We start from the raw sequence: 17,828 nt of genomic DNA, 5'->3' as shown, positions 1-17,828 counted from the left end.
CTCACCCGCGGACGAGACCAGCGTAACGCCGCGACCGCTTGGCCCGGGCAGCCACGTCGTCGAGCTCGGCCCGCGCCGTGATCTTGCTGCGCGGCCGGCCCTCGGAGGCACCCCGTCGGCGCTCCTCGTCGTCGATGGCGTCCCATCCCCGGCGGCCGTGGGTCACGACGCCGCGGGAGCGCAGCAGCCGCGGGAGGTCGGAGGGGTCGGCGGACGCGTCACGACGGACGGCGGTGCCGGCGTCGAGGTCGTCGAGGATGCTCGTGACGGTCTCGATCGCGTCGGTCTTGTTGGTGCCGAGGAAGCCGGTCGGGCCGCGCTTGATCCAGCCGACGACGTACGTGCCAGGGGCGACGCGGCCGCGCTGGTGCGGGACGGTGCCGAGGGCGTCGTCGAACGGCAGGCCGGGCACGGGACGGGCCTGGTGGCCGACCGACCGCAGCACGGTGCCCGTGGCCAGCACCTCGGTGTCGTCGGTGGCCACGGCGCGGCTCACGCCGTCCTGGTCGGTCTGGAGACGGGTGCGCACGACCTCGAGGCCGCTGACCCGGCCACCCTCGCCGAGCACGCGGACGGGCGCGGTGAGGAACCGCAGGACGATGCGGCGGCGCCCGGGCGTCGGCGTACGAGCGAGCAGGTCGGCCAGCAGCCGCTCGGCCTGGCTGTCGCCCAGCTCGGCGCCACCGGGCTCGACGACGACGTCGATCTCGCCGGCGTCCGCGAGGCCGACCAGGCCGACGAGCTCCGGCACCGTGAACGCCGCCTGTCCGGGACCCCGCCGTCCGAGGACGACGACCTCCCGCACCCCGCCGGCCGCGATCGCCTCGTACGCCGGGCGCGCGATGTCGGTGCCCACCAGCCGCTCGGGCGCCGAGGTCAGGATCCGGGCGGCGTCGAGGGCGACGTTGCCGTTGCCGACCACGACGACCCGTTCGTGGGACAGGTCGAGGCCGAGGTCCTGGTGGTCGGGGTGGCCGTTGTACCAGCCGACCAGGTCGGTGGCGGAGAGCGAGCCGGCGAGGTCCTCGCCCTCGATGCCGAGGCGACGGTCGGCCGACGCGCCGACGGCGTACACGACGGCGTCGTAGCGCGCGGCGAGCTCGTCGTGGGTCAGGTCGGTGCCGACCTCGGCGCCGAGCAGGTAGCGGAACCCCGGCTGTGTCTCGATCTGGCCGAACAGCCGCTCGGCCTGCTTGGTGTGCTGGTGGTCGGGGGCGACGCCCGCGCGCAGCAGCCCGTACGGCGTCGGCAGCCGGTCGAGCACGTCGACGCCGATCTCAGGGTGCTTGAGCAGCTCGTCGGCGGCGTAGAGCCCCGCCGGTCCGGCGCCGACGACCGCCACGGCGACCTCACGCTCCCCGCGGTCACCGCGGAGCCGTCGCTGCTTGCCCACCACCGCCAACGGCGTCCGGTCAGGATGGGCGAAGACGTCGTAGTAGTCCGCGTTCATGCCGGCGAAGACCTGCTGGTCGGGCGCCAGTGCCGTGTCCGGCTTGATCGCGTCGACGGGGCAGGCGGTCGCGCAGGCGCCGCACCCGACGCAGGAGCGAGGGTCGATGTAGACCATCTCGGCCTCCGCGAACCCGGGCTCCCCGGGGGCGGGGTGGATGCAGTTGACCGGGCACGCCAGGACGCACGAGGCGTCGGCGCAGCACGGTTGCGTGACGACGTACGCCATGGCGCGGTTCCTTGCTCCTGGGGCTCGTGCCGGGCGCCGCCTCAGGCGGCGGCGGAGGAGGGCTCGCTGCGGAAGCGGGCGGCGCGGCCGTCGATCTTCAGCAGCCGCCACAGGACGCGCGAGGACCGGGTCATGAGGCCCGTGTTCTCCGCCAGCATGCGGACGTCGGCGAACAGGTCGCGCAGCATCTTCCGCGACGCGGGGTCGCGCCAGTAGAGGTCCTTCACGACCCAGCGCGGCATACCCATCTGCGCCTGCGCCTTGCGGCTCGGCACGACGATCACGTCGCAGAGGAACCGCATGAGGATCGGCAGGATCAGCGCCACCGCGGCGCGGCGGACACGGCTGAGGCGGGGCGCGTGGTTCTCGACGTACTGGTGGGCGAAGCCGATGTGGCGCGCCTCCTCGGCGACGTGGATCTGCATGATGCGCTGCAGCAGCGGGTGCATCGTGTTGCCGGCGCGCAGGATCGACTTCTGGAGGTGGTCGATCGGCTCCTCGCCGGCGAGCACGCCGAGGAAGAACGGCAGCGGGGTCCAGCGGGCGAACAGCGGCAGGAACGGCGCGAGCAGACGGAACAGGAGCGGACCGCCGGGGGCGTCGACCCCGGTGCGGTTCACGAACTCCTGGAACATCTGCGTGTGGTGGGTCTCCTCGGTCGCCTCGTGCGTGCAGTAGCGGAACTCCGCCGAGCGGTTGGGCAGCGCGAACGTGTAGTTCATGAGGCCCGCGACCAGGATCTGCTCGAACTGCAGGCCGACCTTCGCGACGTTGGCCTGGCGCTGCAGGCCGACGCGGATCTGCTCCTCCTGCGGCAGCGCCTGGTACCAGCGATGACCACCCAGGGTGTCGACCTCCGGCAGGATCCACCGCGGGTCGTCGGCGTCCACGGCGTACGCCGGGTCGTCCCACGCGATGTCTTCGAAGGCGTCGAAGTGCGTCTCCACGCTGGCCTCGCTGAGGATCCGCAGGCGGTCCTCGTACGCGACGCCGGTGTTCTCCTGCTCGACGGCGGTCATGGTGCACTCCTCGTGGTTCGGGGACGTGGGACGCATGTGTCGTGACGCTGTGTCGCAGTTAGGTTAGCGCGACACCGCGTCCCGTGTACAGCAGTATGCGTGACATCACGTCCCGATTATCGACACGCTGTCGCAGACACGCCGTCACGGACACTTCCCCGGGGTCGAGTCGGCAGGTCTGCGCACCGTTTCGGGGTCGAGTCGGCACGTCTGCGCAGGTTGTCCACAGGCTCCGCGAACCGAGGTGTCCGTCGTACGACGCCCGGGAAGTCCTGCGCCATGACTCTTCTCTCTGCCACCCCCACGGCGCCGTTCCTCCCTCCCGACTCGCCGCTCCCCCGGGACCGGCCCTTCACCCGGCGCGAGGCCCTCGACCTACTGCCCACGGCACGTGACCTGACGCGGTTGTGCGAGCGGGGACTGCTGCGTCGTCCGGTCAAGGGCGTCTACCTCGCCACCGAGGCGGGCGACTCCCCCGCGCTGCGGGCCGAGGCGATCGCCCTGGTCGCGTCCCCGGACAACGTCGTGTGCGACCAGCACGCGGCGTGGCTGCTCGGGACCACCGGCGCGCTCGCCCCGGGGGAACACCTCGCCCTGCGACCGCTGTCGCTCTTCCGTCCGTCAGGACGGGGGCGGGTGCGCACCGGGATCGTGGACGGGGGCGAGCGCAACCTGCGCGCGGACGACGTCACCACGGTGCACGGCGTCCGCGTCACCACCCCGCTCCGTACGGCGCACGACCTGGGCCGCGTCAGGCACCCCGACCGCGCCATCGCCGGGATGGACGCCGTCGCGCGCCTCGGCGCCTTCACGACGGAGGAGCTGCTCGGCGGCGTCGAGCGGTACGCCCGCATGCGGTGGGTGACCACGCTCCGCGAGATCGCGCCCCTGGTCGACGGCCGGGCGGAGTCGCCGGCCGAGTCCGTCCTCCGACTCCGCTGCCTCCAGGTCGGCGAGGCGCCGTTCGAGCCGCAGGTGAAGGTCTACGAGGACGGGGTCGAGATCGCCCGCCTCGACCTCGCCAACCGCGAGCTCAAGCTGGCCGTCGAGTACGACGGTGAGGAGTGGCACTCCGACCCGGACCAGCGCGAGCACGACCGGCGCCGTCGTGAGTACCTGTCGCGCGTGCACGGCTGGACCTTCGTCGTCGTCGTCCGCGACGACCTGTTCGGACCGGACCAGGTCCTGCTCGAGGCCCGGATCCGGACGGCCGTCGTCGACGCCCGGCGACGGATCGGCGTACGACCGGTGCGGTGAGCTGCGCAGACCTGCCGACTCGACCCCGAATTCCTGCGCAGACGTGCCGACTCGACCGCGTTCAACTGCGCAGACGTGCCGACTCGACCCCGAATTCGTGCGCAGACGTGCCGACTCGGCGGTCAAGGGGTGGTGGTCTCGAAGAGCTCCGCGTTGCGGGGCATGCCGAGCAGGGCGGTGGGGTGGGGGTCCTTGGCCCAGCGGGCAAGGGCGGGGTCGAGCTCGCCGGTCGGTACGGCGTCGCGCCAGGTCATCGCGATCCCGGCTGCGGCGTCGGGGTCCGCGCGGTCCATGAGCTGCACGTGCAGGTGGGGCATCGAGGTGTTGCCGGTGTTCCCGAGCCGGCCGAGCACGTCGCCGACGGCGACCTCGTCGCCGGCGCGGACGGCGACGGACCCCCGCCCCAGGTGGGCGTACGCCGCGTACGTCCCGTCACCGTGGTCGACGACGACGTGGTTGCCGAGGATCGCGCGGGTGCCGGCGACCTCCCGGGCCAGCCCCTCGACGACGAGCATGAACGCGAGCAGCGGCCACGTGTTGCGGGACCGGTGGTCGCGTCGGCCGTCGTACGCCGTGACCACCCGGCCGCCGGCCATGGCGTGGACGGGCGCCCCGAAGCAGGCGTACTCCTCCGGCCGGCTCCCCCGCAGCGACCACGAGACCACCGGCGGCGTGCCGGGGGTGTCGGGCCCGCAGACGTCGACCGCGCAGTACTGACCCCGCGCCCGGGTGCCGTGGCTCGGCAGCCGCTGGCCGGGGCTGTTCACCGCGGCCCACCGTCCGCGGACGGGTGAGGCCAGGACGACGGGCCCGACGTCGTCCGCCACCGGGGCCACCGCCACCAGCAGCGAGCAGGCGGTGACCAGCACGACCCCGGTCCCGGTGACGAGCACCCCTGCGAGCGGCGAGAGACCGGGCGCCCCCACGACCGCGAGCACCACCTGCACCGCGATCACGAGGAGACCCAGCCCCATCAGGACGTCGAGGACGGGTCGCGCTCCGGCCAGTCGTCGCCTCACGGGCACCTCTCAGTACTGGTGGAAGTACAGGTCCAGGTCGCGCGCGGCGCCGTCGCAGGTGAGGTTCTGGTCGCGGGAGGCCTCGACCCACTGCCCCATCACCGCGTCCCCGCCCTGGATGACCCAGTCGTCGCCGCAGCGGCTCAGCGCCTCGGCCGCGGAGGTCTCCCCCGCGGCGCGCCACTCGGGCACGCCCAGCTCGAAGGTGCCGACCACGCCGGCCCACAGCGCCGGGGTCGAGTAGACGCCGATCCCGTAGCCGGAGTCGGTGTAGCCGCGGGCGATGCCCCGGACGACCTCGGCGTTGGCCGCGAGGTCGCTGCTCCACTCGAAGTCCGGCACCGGCTCGACGTCGATCCACACGAAGGGCGTCTCGAAGCCGGTCGCGTCCATCGAGGCCACGTTGTAGAGCGCCTGCTGGTAGCCGGTGTTGCGCAGCGCACCGGCGGGCGTCGAGCCGTCGTACGGCCCGTCGTCGCCGTGCTCGGCGACCTGCGCGGCGTCGGGGTAGCTCGCGACCGAGTACGCCGAGATCAGCTTCCCGGACCGACGCGTGTCGGCGACCTGGTCGGCCAGGCAGGGGTTCGGCGTGAAGCCGGGGCCGTTCGTCAGCCCGACGACGACGTACTCCGCCGCGGGCAGCGGGCCCGGCATGCCGAGGGTCCGCTTCTCCGGGATGCCCATCCCGACCGGGCACTGCGGCCACGAGATGTCGCTGCCCAGGACGTTGCCGGAGCGCGGCGCGATCCGGGACTCCTCGGCCAGTCCCTCCGCCTGCTCGGCGAGGTCCTGCGCTCCCTCCCCCGGCTCGCCGGCGCGGTCGCCGTCGGTCGGGGACGGCGTCGCCTGGGTGGGGTACGGCGAGGGGTCCGGCTCCCCGGACGGGCTGGGGACGCCGCCGTCCCCGGCCCCCTCCGACGACGAGGACGACGGAGACGACGAGGACCCGCCGCACCCCGCCAGCGCGAGCGCACCGACGAGGACGGCGGCCGCGGCCGCCGCGCCCCGTCGTGCGCCCATCAGACCTGCTCGCGCGCGGCGACCGCCGCGGCGACGCGCTCGATGGCCTCGGCCACCGGCACCTGGTTGTCCTGGCGTCCGTCGCGGTAGCGGAACGACACCGCGCCGGCCTCGACGTCGTCGTCGCCGGCGATGACCATGAACGGCACCTTCTGCAGCTGCGCGTTGCGGATCTTCTTCTGCATCCGGTCGTCGGAGTCGTCGACCTCGACCCGCAGCCCGCGCGCCTTCAGCTGCCGCGCGACGTCGTACAGGTAGTCGGCGTGCCGCTCGGCGATCGGGATGGCCTGCACCTGGACCGGCGCGAGCCAGGGCGGGAAGGCGCCGGCGTAGTGCTCGACGAGCACCCCGACGAACCGCTCGATGGAGCCGAACTTCGCGGAGTGGATCATCACCGGCTGCTGCCGGCTGCCGTCCGCGGCCTGGTAGGTCAGGTCGAAGCCGACGGGCTGGTTGAAGTCGTACTGGATGGTCGACATCTGCCAGGTGCGACCGATGGCGTCCCGCGCCTGGACGGACACCTTCGGCCCGTAGAACGCCGCGCCGCCCGGGTCGGGCACGAGCTCGAGCCCCGACTCGCGGCAGACCCGCTCGAGCACCTCGGTGGCCTCGACCCACTGGGCGTCGTCCCCGACGAACTTGTCCGGCTTGGAGTCGTCGCGGGTGGAGATCTCCAGGTAGAAGTCGTCGAGCCCGAAGTCGCGGAGCAGCCCGAGCACGAAGTCGAGCAGGTGCTTGATCTCGCCGGGCGCCTGCTCCTTGGTGACATAGGAGTGGGAGTCATCCTGCGCGAAGCCGCGGACGCGGGTCAGGCCGTGGATCACGCCGGACTTCTCGTTGCGGTAGACGTGCCCGAACTCGAACAGCCGCAGCGGCAGCTCGCGGTAGGACCGACCGCGGGAGCGGTAGATCAGGTTGTGCATCGGGCAGTTCATGGCCTTGAGGTAGTAGTTCGCCCCCTCCATGGCCATGGGCGGGAACATCCCGTCTGCGTAGTACGGCAGGTGGCCGGACAGGCGGAAGGTGTGCTCCTTCGAGATGTGGGGGGTCCCGACGTACTCGAAGCCCTCCTCGATGTGCCGCTGGCGGACGTAGTCCTCCATCACCCGCTTGATCACCCCGCCCTTCGGGTGGAAGACGGGCAGACCGGAGCCGATCTCGTCGGGGAACGAGTACAGGTCGAGCTCGCGCCCGAGGCGGCGGTGGTCGCGCTTCTCGGCCTCCTCGATGCGGTGGAGGTGGTCGGCGAGCGCCTCCTTGCTCGGCCACGCGGTGCCGTAGAGGCGCTGCAGCTGCTTGTTCTTCTCGTCCCCGCGCCAGTACGCCGCCGCCGATCGCATGAGCTTGAACGCCGGGATGCGCTTGGTGGTGGGCAGGTGCGGGCCACGGCACAGGTCGGACCAGGCGACCTCGCCGTCGCGGCGGACGTTGTCGTAGATGGTGAGCTCGCCGGCACCGACCTCGACGGAGGCGCCCTCCGCGGCGTCCTCGACGCCCGCGCCGCCCTTGAGGCCGATGAGCTCGATCTTGTACGGCTCGTGGCTCAGCTCGTCGATAGCGTCGGCGTCGGAGGTGACGCGGCGGTCGAAGCGCTGGCCCTCCTTGATGATCTTGCGCATCCGGGTCTCGATCTTCTCGAGGTCGTCCGGGGTGAAGGGGGTCTCGACGTCGAAGTCGTAGTAGAAGCCGTCGCGGATCGGCGGGCCGATGCCGAGCTTCGCGTCGGGGTGGAGGTCCTGCACCGCCTGCGCCATCACGTGGGCGCAGGAGTGGCGGAGGATGTCGAGGCCGTCGGCGCTGTCGATGGCGACGCCCTCGACGACCTGGCCGGCCTCGACGTCGCGGGACAGGTCGCGCAGCTCGCCGTCGACGCGCGCGGCGACGACGTCGGGTGCGTCGCGGAACAGCTCCCAGAGCCGGGTGCCGGCCTCGACGCTGCGGTCCTCGCGGTCATCGGCGTGGACGAGGGTGATCTCGGGCATGCGGCACTCCTGGTGGCGCTGCGGCATACGGCGCCGCGGCTCGTGGGTGGGCCGATCGTATCGGCGCCCCGCGGGGACGGGCGACGGGGTTTCGGGCAGCATCGGCCGCATGGACCATCTGCGCTCCCCCGCGAACGCCGCCGTCACCGAGCGCTGGGGCTTCGCCGACGTGGTGGCCAGCCGGGGCCTGCTGCTCTGCTCCGGCGTGACCGGCGCGCGACCGGACGGGACCGTGGACGGCGACCCGGCCGCGCAGTTCGCGGCGGCCTTCGACCACCTCGCCTCGGCGCTGGCCCTCGCGGGGGCCGACATGGCGGACGTCGTCGAGCTGACGACGTACCACGTGGGGCTGCGGGAGCACTTCGAGACGTTCGCGGCGGTGAAGCAGCGGTACGTCGCGGCGCCGTACCCGGCCTGGTCGGCGATCGGGGTGGCCGAGCTGGCGGTCCCGGGGACGCTGGTGGAGATCCGGGCGGTCGCGGAGGACCCGCGGGCGTCCTGACGCTCAGCCGACCGCCCGGGCCAGGAACGCGGCGACCCGCGCGTGGTAGCCGGGTGGGTCGAGCAGGAACGAGTCGTGACCCCAGGCCGACGCCAGCTCCACGTGCTCGACGGGGAGCCCGGCGGCGGCGAGCCGCTCCACGAGGTACGCCGAGTGCGCGGTGCCGAAGCGCCAGTCCGAAGTGAAGCTCAGGGCGAGCACCTCCGGACCTCCCGACGCGACCCGCGCCGCGAAGGCCGGGTCGGCGAAGGGGTCGAACCGGTCGAGGAGCCGGCACAGGACTAGGTAGGTGTTGGCGTCGAAACGCTCGAGGAAGCTGTCGCCCTGGGCCTGCAGGTAGGACTCAATGCCCTCGCGGCCGTACTTGGCCTCGAGGCCCTCCGCGGAGACGTAGGTCAGGTGGGCCAGCATCCGCGCGACCTTGAGCCCGCGCGCCGGGATCACCCCGTGCTCGGCGTACCGGCCGCCGTGGAAGTCGGGGTCGGACGTGATGGCCTCGCGGGCGACCGCGGAGAACCCCATGTTCTCCGCGGTCAGCCGCGCGGTCGCCGCAACCAGCACCGCCCGGTGCACGCGACCGGGCTCGTCGGCGAGCCACTGCAGCACCTGCATGCCGCCCATCGAGCCGCCGACCCCGGCGTGCACCGGACCGATCCCGAGGACGTCCAGCAGCCGGCGGTGGACGGCGACCAGGTCGGTCGTCTCGAGCTCCGGGAAGTCGGGGCCGTAGGGCCGACCCGTCCTCGGGTCAGGGCTCGACGGGCCGGTCGTGCCCTGGCAGCCGCCCAGCAGGTTGGGGCTGACGACGAAGAAGCGGTCGGTGTCGACCGGACGGCCCGGGCCGATCATCGAGTCCCACCAGCCGCGACGCGTCGGGTCCCCGTGGTGGCCCGCCGCGTGGGCGTGACCGGTCAGCGCGTGCGCGACGAGGACGACGTTGTCCCGCGCCGGCGACAGCGTCCCGTAGGTCTCGTAGGCGACCTCGACGTGCTCGAGCACCCCGCCCCGCGCCAGGCGCAGCGGGTCCTCGGGCGTCGCCACCACCGCCCGCTGGGTGGTGACGAGCCCGAGGCCCTCCTCGCCGTGGCGCCCGCTCACGCCTTCGCGGCGATCAGGGCCTGGTCGAGGTCGGCGATCAGGTCCTCGACGTGCTCGATGCCCACCGAGAGCCGCACCATGTCCTCCGGCACGCCCGCGGCCTCGAGCTCGTCCGGGGTGAGCTGCGAGTGCGTCGTCGACGCGTTGTGGATCGCCAACGACTTGGCGTCGCCGATGTTCGCCAGGTGGCTGAACAGCTCGACCGACTCGATGAACCGGGTGCCGCCCTCGCGGCCGGACTTCAGGCCGAAGCTCAGCAGGCCGCCATACCCCTTGCCGGTGAGGATGCGGTCCGCCACCTCCTTGTACGGCGAGTCGGGCAGGCCCGGGTAGCTCACCCACGACACCTCGGGGTGGCCCGACAGGTACTCGGCGACCGCCAGTGCGTTGCTGCTGTGCCGCTCCATACGCAGGTGGAGCGTCTCGAGTCCCTGGAGGAACAGCCAGGCGTTCTGCGGGGTGATCGCGGCGCCGGTGTTGCGGAGCAGGACGGTGCGGGCGCGGATGATGTAGGCCAGCTCGCCGACCGCCTCGGTCCACACCACGCCGTGGTAGGCGCCGTCGGGCCCGGTCAGGCCGGGGAAGCGGTCGGCGTGGGCCGCCCAGTCGAACCTGCCGGAGTCCACGATGACGCCGCCCACGGAGGTGCCGTGGCCGCCGATGAACTTGGTCGCGGAGTGCACCGCGACGTCGGCGCCGTGGTCGAAGACCCGGGCCAGGTACGGCGTCGGGGCCGTGTTGTCGACGATCAGCGGCAGACCCGCCGCGTGGGCGGCGTCGGCCCAGGCGCGGATGTCGACGACGTTCATCCTCGGGTTGCCGACGGTCTCGGCGAACACCAGGCGGGTGTGGTCGTCGACGTGCGCGGCGAGGCCGGCGGGGTCCTCGGGGTCGACGAAGCGGACCGTGATGCCGAACTGCGGGAGCGTGTGCGCGAACAGCGCGTAGGTGCCGCCGTACAGGGTGGAGAGGGCGACGATGTTGTCGCCCGCGCTCGCCAGGTTGAGGACGGCGTACGTCGTCGCGGCGGAGCCCGACGCGGTGGCGAGGGCGCCCACACCGCCCTCGAGCTGGGCGACGCGCTCCTCGAACACGGCCTGGGTCGGGTTCATGATCCGCGTGTAGATGTTGCCCGGCTCGGCCAGCGAGAAAAGGTTCGCGGCGTGCTCGGTGGAGTCGAAGACGTACGACGTCGTCTGGTAGATCGGCACCGCGCGGGCGTTGGTGGTGGGGTCGGCCTGCTCCTGGCCCGCGTGGACGGCGAGGGTCTCGGGACGGTGGGTCATCTGGTGCTCCTTCGTCGGCGGACGTGTAAGTCGACCAACGTAGTCCAGATTGGACCTGCCCAGGAGCGTCTCGGGGACCGGACGGGGCGCCCGCGACCCGGACCGCCCTCACCCCCGTGACAGAGGGCGGGCCGGGACGCACCCGGCGGACGCCCCGCGATCTCGGGTCGCGGGGGTCGCCGGTCCCATCGTGCGGCACCGGACGGGCCACCACGGCCCGGAGCGGGGCGGACTGCAGCAACCTGCAACGGGCGCGGGCCGGTCAGCGCTCCGCGTGCAGGCGACCGAGCGCGACGCCGGCCGCGAACCGGGTGTCGACCCCCAGCAGGTCCTTCACGGCCGCGACCTCGGCGCGCAGCGTGCGGACGCTGATCCCGAGGAGGTCGGCGGCCGGGTCGTCCGCCACCCCGCGTCCGAGGAGGGCGACCACGGCACGCTGGCGGGCGCTGAACACGCTCAGCGGTCCCGCACCCCTCTCGGCGACCGCGACCGCCGGGTCGCTGGCCCGCCGTACGGCCGACCAGTAGGCGAGGGCCGCCGACAGCACCGCAGGGTGGCTCACGAGCATCACGGAGCGCCCGTGGTCGACGGTCGGACCCTCGAGCATGACCGTGCGCTGGTCCAGGATCTTCATCTCGAACGGCACGAGCCCCATGCGGTAGTGGGTCGAGTGCCCGCTGAGCAGGTCCGGCAGGTCGTCGTCGAAGCCGTGGTCCGCGAAGACGCTCTGCATGCGGGTGCCGTCGCCGAGGATCCGCTGGTTGTTCTGCAGCGCGCGCACCATCCCCGCCGAGGACAACGGACCCGCCGTACGGGTGGCCACGAGGTCCCGCCACCCCCGCGACGCCTCCATCACGTGGTCGAGCAGGTCCGGTCCGCGGGCCACGACCCGACCGTGGTCGTCACCCTCGCTGACCGCGTACCGGAGGGCGACGGCGTCGCGAGCCCGGCTGAGCCGCAGGGCGGCCTCGACCACGCGCTGCTGGGTCGGCGGGAGGGACGGCCGGTCCGGGCGTGCCTCGTCCTCCGGTCCTTCCCCCATGGGCGCAGACCGTACACAGCAGCACGCGAACGGTCACGGAGCACGGGAGCCCCTGACCGGCGTCGTCGGACCAGGGGCTCGGGCTGGAGGGTGGGCGATACTGGGTTCGAACCAGTGACCTCTTCGGTGTGAACGAAGCGCGCTACCACTGCGCCAATCGCCCTGCTGAGCCGCTTGCGCGGCGACCGCGACCTTAACGCATCGCTCAGGGGTCGACGTCCTCCCCCTCCCGGGCACGCCACGCGGCCTGCGCCTCGGCGGTGACCGGACCCGGGGTCGACCACTCCCTGCTCCCCCACCGGTGGACGGGTTGCACCGCCCGGGTGGTGGACACGATGAAGACCTCGTCGGCGTCCTCGGCGACCCCGATGGGCTCGTCGACCTCGCGGCCGCCGTACCACTCGAGGACGAGGGCGCGGGTGACGCCGGCGAGGCAGCCCGACGCCAGGGTGGGCGTACGGAGCTCGCCGTCGACGACGTAGAAGACGTTGCTGCCGGTGCCCTCGCAGAGGTGGCCGGCCAGGTTGGCGAAGATCGCCTCGCTCGCGCCGTGCTTGCGGGCCTCGGCGAGCGCGACGACGTTGTCGGCGTACGACGTGGTCTTCAGGCCGGCCAGCGCACCCCGTTCGTTGCGCAGCCACGGCACGGTGACGATCGCGGCCGACGCGTCGCTGGGGCCGATCGGCTCGGCCGCGACCACCACGGTGAGCGGGCCGTCCCCGCGGGCGGAACCGAGAGGGCCGGGGCCACCCGTGACGGTGATCCGCAGCTTGCCGCGCTCGAGGTGCTCGGCGCCGAGGGTGGCGTCGACCCCGGCGCGGACCTCGTCGAGGTCGACGCCGCCCAGACCGAGGCCGGCGGCGGAGACCAGCAGCCGGTCGAGGTGCCGGGTCAGGGCGAACGCCCTGCCGTCGGTCACCTCGACGGACTCGAAGACCCCGTCCCCGACCACCAGCCCGTGGTCGTCGACGCGCAACGTGGGCGCGGTCGGGTCGTCGAGCAGCTGTCCGTTCACCCACACGTGCACGAGCGCCACCCTAGGAGGACGACGTGTCGTCCCTGACCCACCTGGTGCGTCAGGACCGCCACGTTCCCGCCTGCGACGGGGCCGCCGCGCTCGGGGAGGGGGGTGATTTTGCGGCCCCTGAGGCATCGGCTAGTGTTCCTGACGCACTCACAGCCGCAGGGTTGGGAGCCGCAAGCGGACGTAGCTCAGTTGGTAGAGCGCAACCTTGCCAAGGTTGAGGTCGCGAGTTCGAGCCTCGTCGTCCGCTCGGAGAGGCACTCTCTTGGTTGGGCCTCCATGGTGGGTTGGCCGAGAGGCGAGGCAACGGACTGCAAATCCGTGTACACGGGTTCAAATCCCGTACCCACCTCTGCACGACAACTCCACACGGGCGATTGGCGCAGCGGTAGCGCGCTTCCTTGACACGGAAGAGGTCACTGGTTCAAACCCAGTATCGCCCACCAGCGTTTACGCAGGTCACAGGCCGGTTCCTAGCAATAGGGGCCGGCCTCGTGCCATGTATGTGCCAGATCGTGTCATTGGCGCCGGCTCCTTGGAACGGCCCCGCAGCGGTGTTTGCCCACCGCACGGGGCCTAGGCACTAGCCCCCAAGGAGGGCCAGCACCATGACCGAAGTCTGCACCACCCCATCCGAGGCCGGCACCAACGAGACGCCAACACCGGCCAGGCCCAAGCGCCGCCAAGTCGAGCACCTGTTCTGGGTCAGCGCCATGAACGCCGCTGCAGACATGGGCGTTCAGTGCCGCACGTTGTGTGGCCATTGGCAGTTCATCGACGGCAAGCCGACCGCCCGAGAGCACCTGCAGACCGTCGGCCGCCTCGTGCCCCTGCCCGAGCCCGAGGACTGCAAGAACTGCCTCCGAGCCTTCGTCGCACACCAGCGCCGGCAGTACGACAAGGGGGCACGATGACGACCACCGCCGTCCGCATCTGGTGCCCCGACTGGTGCACCGTCCCCGAGCGGACCCACCTCGACGACCTCGAGAGCTGGGAGGGCTGCGTCATCCACAGCAGCGACGACTTCGGCCGCATCCGTGGCGAGGACTACGCACTCACGATGATCGGGCTGCCCGACGGAACCCCGACGCCCGAGGAGACCCACCACGCCGAGGTCATGTGCATTGCCGGCGGCGGAGAGCTGATCCACCCCGATCAGATGGAGCTGCACGCCCTGGCGCTCCTCGAGCTGGTCACCCGGGCTCGCGCCTCACGACAGGAGCGTCAGCGATGACCACCGCACCGGAGCGCCCCGCCGCGACCGTCGAGGACGTCACGCACCCCGACTGGTGCCAGCTCTCCACCTGCGAGCCCACCCACGGCGTCCTGGACCTGCCCGGCGACGGCACCCACCACTCCCTCGGCACCATGTGGCCCTCCAACGCCGACGCCTGCGAGAACACCGTCCGGCTCATCCACAACGACAACTACGCCAAGGCCGGCCGCAACTACGGCTCGACGAAGGTCCAGCTCCTCATCCGACAGACCGAGATCGAGAACCCCGACGGCAGCGCCATGCAGGCAGACACCTGGCTCGAGCCCGAAGACGCACGCATGCTCGCCGCGGCCCTCACTCGCTACGCCGACCTCGCCGACCGGGACAACCGCAACGACGGCGCCCAGCAGCGCTACCCCGCCGCCGAGGTCAGGAGCGCCCAGCGATGAACACGCCATTGCTCCCCCTGCGAGCCCCACCATCAGCCCGCCCCACACCGGGGCGGGCTAGAGCCATGTCCGCTGAGGTGTCCCGCTTCGGGACACCTGCCCGACCCCGAGAGGCACCATGACCGACCAACCTGTTGCATCTGCAACATCTGTTAGGGAGCTAACAGGTGAGTCACCTGACTCACCTGCCGTCGAGATCATCGACGTCTCCCCCGCGCTCGCCGAGACCTGGCTCAGCCGCAACCCGAACAACCGCAACCTGCGCCGGCCCGTGGTCGACGGCTACGCCAGAGACATGGAGGCCGGCCGCTGGCGCCTCAACGGCGAGACGCTGAAGTTCTCTGCCGATGGCCAGCTCTTCGACGGCCAGCACCGCCTCAACGCGATCGTGCAGGCCGGTGCCACCGTGCCGATGGTCATCGTGCGCGGTCTGACCCCCGACGTGATGCCCACCGTCGATGCCGGCGCCAAGCGGACCTACTCCGACGCTCTGAAGCTCACCGGCGAGGAGAACACCGCCACCCTCGCCGCGGTCTGCCGACGGGCCGTGATGTGGGAGAGGGGCATGCGCACCAACACCGGAGCCATCAGACCGACCCCGCTCGAGATGGACGACTGGCTCACCCGCCACCCGGAGATCCGCAACAGCGCCGACCTCGCCAACCGCCTCGCATCCAGGGAGCGCTTACCCGCTTCTGTGATCGGGCTCTGTCACTGGCTGTTCAGCGAGCTCGACGGCGACGCAGCAACGACCTTCTTCCTCCGCGTCGCAGACGGCGACGGCCTCGCCGCCACCGACCCCATCGCTGTCCTGCGCAACCGCGTCACCCGCCTACGCCTGTCCGGCGGGCGCATCAACGAGACCGAGGGCCTCGCGCTGACCATCCGAGCCTGGAACGCCCATCGCGACGGCGAGACCCGCACCAAGCTGCAGATGCCGCGGGGAGGGCTGACGAACGAGAACTTCCCGGTGCCGCGCTAAGCCATTAGTCCAGTAGGTGCGGCAGCGATCGAGCGCCGTCGCCACCGAGAAGCGCGATCTCATTCTGCGCCCGCGCAGCAAGCGCAAGTGGAGGGCTGCCGCGCCTCTCTGAGACAGAGAACACCAAGCGGTCCAAGCCAGCCGCAGCTAGAGCAGGAACCGTTCGCATGGTCAGCGGTAATGCCACCGAGTCAAAGCGCCCACCGTGAAGCAACAGGTTGCGCTGTTGATAAAGCCTCCGGAAGGCGGCCTTGAGGTACTCCTCAATGCGGCGAAGCACTGCGGCGTCATCAACGATCGATTGGAGTCGCATCACGGCGGCATCGTCCTCCACGGTGGTTTCCGGCAGAGGTGACCTGCTACTGATGAGGTCGAAGAGATCGTCGACGCGCTCGCTGAAAGTTCGGCTGTCATCCCGCAACATGGTCCCGACGGAGCCGTCATCCTCGTTGTAACGCGTGGCCAGCAGCACCAACTCGGTGCGAACGAGACCTGCTGCTACAACCGCCGCCATCCGATCCGCGGCCAAAGTTCCTTTGTCTGTAGCGCGACCCAACAGCCCCTCAATCGCAGCCCAGATTGCTGCGACGGAGGCCCACGAGGTCGAAGTCCTGACTGCCGCCAGCAACTCGAACGCGTCGTCTAGTTCTTTGGTGGCGTCTGACGCGTCCGGAAGCAGGAGGCCATGGCGTTCGATACCAGTTACCAGAATCTCGCGACCGCGGGGTTCGAGGTCGCGCCACTTGCTGTGTATGGAGTCCAGCACGATGGCCTTACCGAGCGGAGTCGCCGTCTTGTTTCGCAGCGCCACGGCTACGCGGGCATTCAATCGGCGAATCTCGGTATCGACCACGGCGACCGCTGACCACGGCTCTCGAGCCGTTACTGCGAAAGTCAGCGAACCAGCTCCCTGCCTGCCCGGTGGTTTCTCCGCTCCGCGCTCCTCCAAGAACGCTTCAGTCTGCTCAGCAGTCCGAAATCGGGTCCCGGCAGCAGTGCGGACCGCGGACGGCAGACTGACAAAGGGAACGAGAACTTCGAAAGATTGCTCTGGGTCTGCGCACATTTGGTCGCCCAGTTCCAGCAATTCGTCGAGCGCGACCGTCTTCTTCGCCACAAGCCAACCGTGCACATGTTGGGCAGCAAAACCAGCGTCAAGCAGATGGGCCGCCGCGAGACGAGCCAGGATCTCCGCATCCTCAAGGCGAACTCGACCGCTCCTCACCTCGTCGGCCCACCGCTTCAGGTACTCGTGCTCACTTCGCCGAACCAGTTGAGCCAGACTGTCGGCGACGTGTTGGACGAACACCCCTTTTTGCTTGTCAGCGCCGTGCGCAAGGATTGCCAGCATTTGCTCTCGCACGGGCTGTGGGCCGAGCCCATGGTCTCGCTCAACCTGGGCCCGGGCCGATGCGCAGACGAAGTTGAGTCCCTCCTGGTTCATCGCCCCAGCGCGAAACCCGTCCGCATACTCGAGCACCTCGCGCAGCATCAAGATCGAGCCTGGTTGCCAGAGAGACCTATGCCAAGGCGTGTTGAGGGCGACCAGCTCTCGCAGTCGAGCTGGGACGAGATCCTGGACACTTAGGGGTTGCGCTGCCACGGCCGTAGGCTAGTGTGTGTACACGGACTTAGCGCCGGACAGCTCAGACGGGAGTCGCCCCTACACCGGGGCCGCTCCCGTCTTTACTTTGTCACGACAAAGTCCTCTGAAACCCGGTGACGGATGCGGCGCAGACCATCTGGGCAAGCTTCGACCCCCTGCCACGTCTGGCTGGTCGACGAGTCCACCAACAGCCGCAAGCCGCCGATGATCGCGCTGCTGCTCGAGCTGCGCCTCGTCGAGAACGACGGGCCCGCTCACTCCCGCGCGGCCGAGCCCCACTGGCGGGGTCTGGTCGCGGTCGCCTACCCGGGCGGTGGGATGCGCGTGTGGTGGGAGCGGTCTGAGGTGCTGATCCCGTTCGAGGCGTGGCCGGCGCCCGTCTGACGATACGCACGCGAGGCCCGCTCCCCCCGGAGTCGGGCCTCGCGCGCGCACCGAATTTAAGGCAGCAACGAGTTAGTTGCATAGAGCACAAACCTGCCCAAGAACCGCGGTCTTGTACCCCCATCTGCGCCCTCAGGTTGGGCCAGACGGACCGTCGTCGTCGACGGCTGAAGAGCTTGGGCTGGCAAGTTGGACAAGCGGGTGCAACTTCGGGTCGCGCCACCGTCGCGCCGTTAGGGTCGCGGCCATGCCGGGCCAACGGTT

The 17,828-nt window shown here is 71.1% G+C and carries 17 protein-coding genes and 4 tRNA genes; 10 read left to right on the top strand and 11 right to left on the bottom strand.

The annotated features are described in order from the left end of the window. Position 1 precedes the first annotated feature (1 nt). Positions 2–1,678 (bottom strand): FAD-dependent oxidoreductase, encoded by a 1,677-nt coding sequence (locus tag Q0858_RS19570; RefSeq protein WP_299058015.1) that lies wholly within the window; start codon positions 1,676–1,678, stop codon positions 2–4. Between the two features lie 41 nt (positions 1,679–1,719). After that, positions 1,720–2,697 carry a diiron oxygenase gene (locus tag Q0858_RS19565; protein WP_299058013.1) on the bottom strand — a complete coding sequence of 326 codons (978 nt, stop codon included), beginning with the start codon at positions 2,695–2,697 and terminating at the stop codon, positions 1,720–1,722. A 279-nt stretch (positions 2,698–2,976) separates the two neighbouring features. On the opposite strand from Q0858_RS19565, the gene Q0858_RS19560 reads away from it, so the two are divergent. Further along, positions 2,977–3,954, top strand: a complete 978-nt coding sequence (locus tag Q0858_RS19560; RefSeq protein WP_299058011.1) for a hypothetical protein — start codon at positions 2,977–2,979, stop codon at positions 3,952–3,954. A gap of 122 nt (positions 3,955–4,076) precedes the next feature. Here the strand turns inward: Q0858_RS19560 and Q0858_RS19555 are convergent, their stop codons facing one another. The 3 genes from Q0858_RS19555 to thrS are packed head-to-tail and all read right to left on the bottom strand — an operon-like array spanning position 4,077 to position 7,975. Beyond that, complete coding sequence (locus tag Q0858_RS19555) at positions 4,077–4,973, bottom strand: M23 family metallopeptidase (RefSeq protein ID WP_299058009.1); 897 nt, start codon at positions 4,971–4,973, stop codon at positions 4,077–4,079. Between the two features lie 9 nt (positions 4,974–4,982). Beyond that, positions 4,983–5,993: a hypothetical protein gene (locus Q0858_RS19550; RefSeq protein WP_299058007.1), complete on the bottom strand. Its 1,011-nt coding sequence runs from the start codon at positions 5,991–5,993 to the stop codon at positions 4,983–4,985. Continuing rightward, the gene (gene thrS / locus Q0858_RS19545) at positions 5,993–7,975 is read right to left on the bottom strand and encodes a threonine--tRNA ligase (protein ID WP_299058006.1); all 1,983 of its coding nucleotides are present in this window, start codon (positions 7,973–7,975) and stop codon (positions 5,993–5,995) included. The genes Q0858_RS19550 and thrS overlap by 1 nt, the downstream gene beginning before the upstream one ends. A 109-nt stretch (positions 7,976–8,084) precedes the next feature. Here thrS and Q0858_RS19540 point away from each other — a divergent pair, with 109 nt between their 5' ends. After that, positions 8,085–8,477: a Rid family hydrolase gene (locus Q0858_RS19540; protein WP_299058004.1), complete on the top strand. Its 393-nt coding sequence runs from the start codon at positions 8,085–8,087 to the stop codon at positions 8,475–8,477. Positions 8,478–8,480: 3 nt separating this feature from the next. Here Q0858_RS19540 and Q0858_RS19535 read toward each other — a convergent pair whose 3' ends face one another. From Q0858_RS19535 to Q0858_RS19515, 5 genes are all read right to left on the bottom strand, one after another. Then, the gene (locus Q0858_RS19535) at positions 8,481–9,575 is read right to left on the bottom strand and encodes a homoserine O-acetyltransferase (RefSeq protein WP_299058003.1); all 1,095 of its coding nucleotides are present in this window, start codon (positions 9,573–9,575) and stop codon (positions 8,481–8,483) included. Beyond that, entirely contained in the window at positions 9,572–10,861 is a 1,290-nt protein-coding gene (locus tag Q0858_RS19530) for an O-acetylhomoserine aminocarboxypropyltransferase/cysteine synthase family protein (protein ID WP_299058001.1), read from the bottom strand. Before Q0858_RS19530 ends, Q0858_RS19535 begins: the two co-directional genes overlap by 4 nt. Positions 10,862–11,123: 262 nt before the next feature. Next, on the bottom strand, positions 11,124–11,903 hold the full coding sequence (locus Q0858_RS19525) for a hypothetical protein (protein WP_299057999.1): 780 nt from the start codon (positions 11,901–11,903) through the stop codon (positions 11,124–11,126). Positions 11,904–11,994: 91 nt separating this feature from the next. Then, positions 11,995–12,066 (bottom strand) — tRNA-Val (locus tag Q0858_RS19520). 42 nt (positions 12,067–12,108) lie between these two features. After that, the gene (locus tag Q0858_RS19515; RefSeq protein WP_299057997.1) at positions 12,109–12,930 is read right to left on the bottom strand and encodes an aminotransferase class IV; all 822 of its coding nucleotides are present in this window, start codon (positions 12,928–12,930) and stop codon (positions 12,109–12,111) included. A 174-nt stretch (positions 12,931–13,104) separates the two neighbouring features. Between Q0858_RS19515 and Q0858_RS19510 the strand changes: the two genes are divergently transcribed. The 7 genes from Q0858_RS19510 to Q0858_RS19480 all read left to right on the top strand — a co-directional run bounded on the left by Q0858_RS19510 (position 13,105) and on the right by Q0858_RS19480 (position 15,574). Next, positions 13,105–13,177 (top strand) — tRNA-Gly (locus Q0858_RS19510). 31 nt (positions 13,178–13,208) lie between these two features. Further along, positions 13,209–13,279: transfer RNA gene (locus Q0858_RS19505), tRNA-Cys, on the top strand. A gap of 19 nt (positions 13,280–13,298) precedes the next feature. After that, a tRNA-Val gene (locus Q0858_RS19500) sits at positions 13,299–13,373 on the top strand. A 162-nt stretch (positions 13,374–13,535) separates the two neighbouring features. Beyond that, positions 13,536–13,841, top strand: coding sequence for a hypothetical protein (locus tag Q0858_RS19495; protein ID WP_299057995.1), 306 nt, complete (start codon positions 13,536–13,538; stop codon positions 13,839–13,841). Then, positions 13,838–14,161, top strand: a complete 324-nt coding sequence (locus Q0858_RS19490; protein WP_299057993.1) for a hypothetical protein — start codon at positions 13,838–13,840, stop codon at positions 14,159–14,161. The genes Q0858_RS19495 and Q0858_RS19490 overlap by 4 nt, the downstream gene beginning before the upstream one ends. Further along, the gene (locus Q0858_RS19485; RefSeq protein WP_299057991.1) at positions 14,158–14,592 is read left to right on the top strand and encodes a hypothetical protein; all 435 of its coding nucleotides are present in this window, start codon (positions 14,158–14,160) and stop codon (positions 14,590–14,592) included. Before Q0858_RS19490 ends, Q0858_RS19485 begins: the two co-directional genes overlap by 4 nt. 118 nt (positions 14,593–14,710) lie before the next feature. Then, positions 14,711–15,574: a hypothetical protein gene (locus Q0858_RS19480; protein WP_299057989.1), complete on the top strand. Its 864-nt coding sequence runs from the start codon at positions 14,711–14,713 to the stop codon at positions 15,572–15,574. A gap of 4 nt (positions 15,575–15,578) precedes the next feature. Here the strand turns inward: Q0858_RS19480 and Q0858_RS19475 are convergent, their stop codons facing one another. After that, entirely contained in the window at positions 15,579–17,066 is a 1,488-nt protein-coding gene (locus tag Q0858_RS19475; protein ID WP_299057987.1) for a hypothetical protein, read from the bottom strand. 234 nt (positions 17,067–17,300) lie between these two features. On the opposite strand from Q0858_RS19475, the gene Q0858_RS19470 reads away from it, so the two are divergent. Continuing rightward, positions 17,301–17,564 carry a hypothetical protein gene (locus Q0858_RS19470; protein WP_299057985.1) on the top strand — a complete coding sequence of 88 codons (264 nt, stop codon included), beginning with the start codon at positions 17,301–17,303 and terminating at the stop codon, positions 17,562–17,564. Positions 17,565–17,828 lie beyond the last annotated feature (264 nt).

The sequence above is a fragment of the uncultured Nocardioides sp. genome, from assembly GCF_947489365.1.
In the GTDB taxonomy this organism is placed as follows: Bacteria; Actinomycetota; Actinomycetes; order Propionibacteriales; family Nocardioidaceae; genus Nocardioides.
This window is presented reverse-complemented; position numbering and strand designations above follow the sequence as displayed.

What these genes read in the sequence shown, in the direction of transcription:
- Q0858_RS19560 (WP_299058011.1), top strand. Translation starts at nt 2,977, where the DNA reads ATGACTCTTCTCTCTGCCACCCCCACGGCGCCGTTCCTCCCTCCCGAC.
- Q0858_RS19530 (WP_299058001.1), bottom strand. Translation starts at nt 10,861, where the DNA reads ATGACCCACCGTCCCGAGACCCTCGCCGTCCACGCGGGCCAGGAGCAG.
- Q0858_RS19565 (WP_299058013.1), bottom strand. Translation starts at nt 2,697, where the DNA reads ATGACCGCCGTCGAGCAGGAGAACACCGGCGTCGCGTACGAGGACCGC.
- Q0858_RS19485 (WP_299057991.1), top strand. Translation starts at nt 14,158, where the DNA reads ATGACCACCGCACCGGAGCGCCCCGCCGCGACCGTCGAGGACGTCACG.
- Q0858_RS19470 (WP_299057985.1), top strand. Translation starts at nt 17,301, where the DNA reads ATGCGGCGCAGACCATCTGGGCAAGCTTCGACCCCCTGCCACGTCTGG.
- Q0858_RS19495 (WP_299057995.1), top strand. Translation starts at nt 13,536, where the DNA reads ATGACCGAAGTCTGCACCACCCCATCCGAGGCCGGCACCAACGAGACG.
- Q0858_RS19550 (WP_299058007.1), bottom strand. Translation starts at nt 5,993, where the DNA reads ATGGGCGCACGACGGGGCGCGGCGGCCGCGGCCGCCGTCCTCGTCGGT.
- Q0858_RS19540 (WP_299058004.1), top strand. Translation starts at nt 8,085, where the DNA reads ATGGACCATCTGCGCTCCCCCGCGAACGCCGCCGTCACCGAGCGCTGG.
- Q0858_RS19475 (WP_299057987.1), bottom strand. Translation starts at nt 17,066, where the DNA reads ATGCTGCGCGAGGTGCTCGAGTATGCGGACGGGTTTCGCGCTGGGGCG.
- Q0858_RS19525 (WP_299057999.1), bottom strand. Translation starts at nt 11,903, where the DNA reads ATGGGGGAAGGACCGGAGGACGAGGCACGCCCGGACCGGCCGTCCCTC.
- Q0858_RS19490 (WP_299057993.1), top strand. Translation starts at nt 13,838, where the DNA reads ATGACGACCACCGCCGTCCGCATCTGGTGCCCCGACTGGTGCACCGTC.
- Q0858_RS19570 (WP_299058015.1), bottom strand. Translation starts at nt 1,678, where the DNA reads ATGGCGTACGTCGTCACGCAACCGTGCTGCGCCGACGCCTCGTGCGTC.
- thrS (WP_299058006.1), bottom strand. Translation starts at nt 7,975, where the DNA reads ATGCCCGAGATCACCCTCGTCCACGCCGATGACCGCGAGGACCGCAGC.
- Q0858_RS19480 (WP_299057989.1), top strand. Translation starts at nt 14,711, where the DNA reads ATGACCGACCAACCTGTTGCATCTGCAACATCTGTTAGGGAGCTAACA.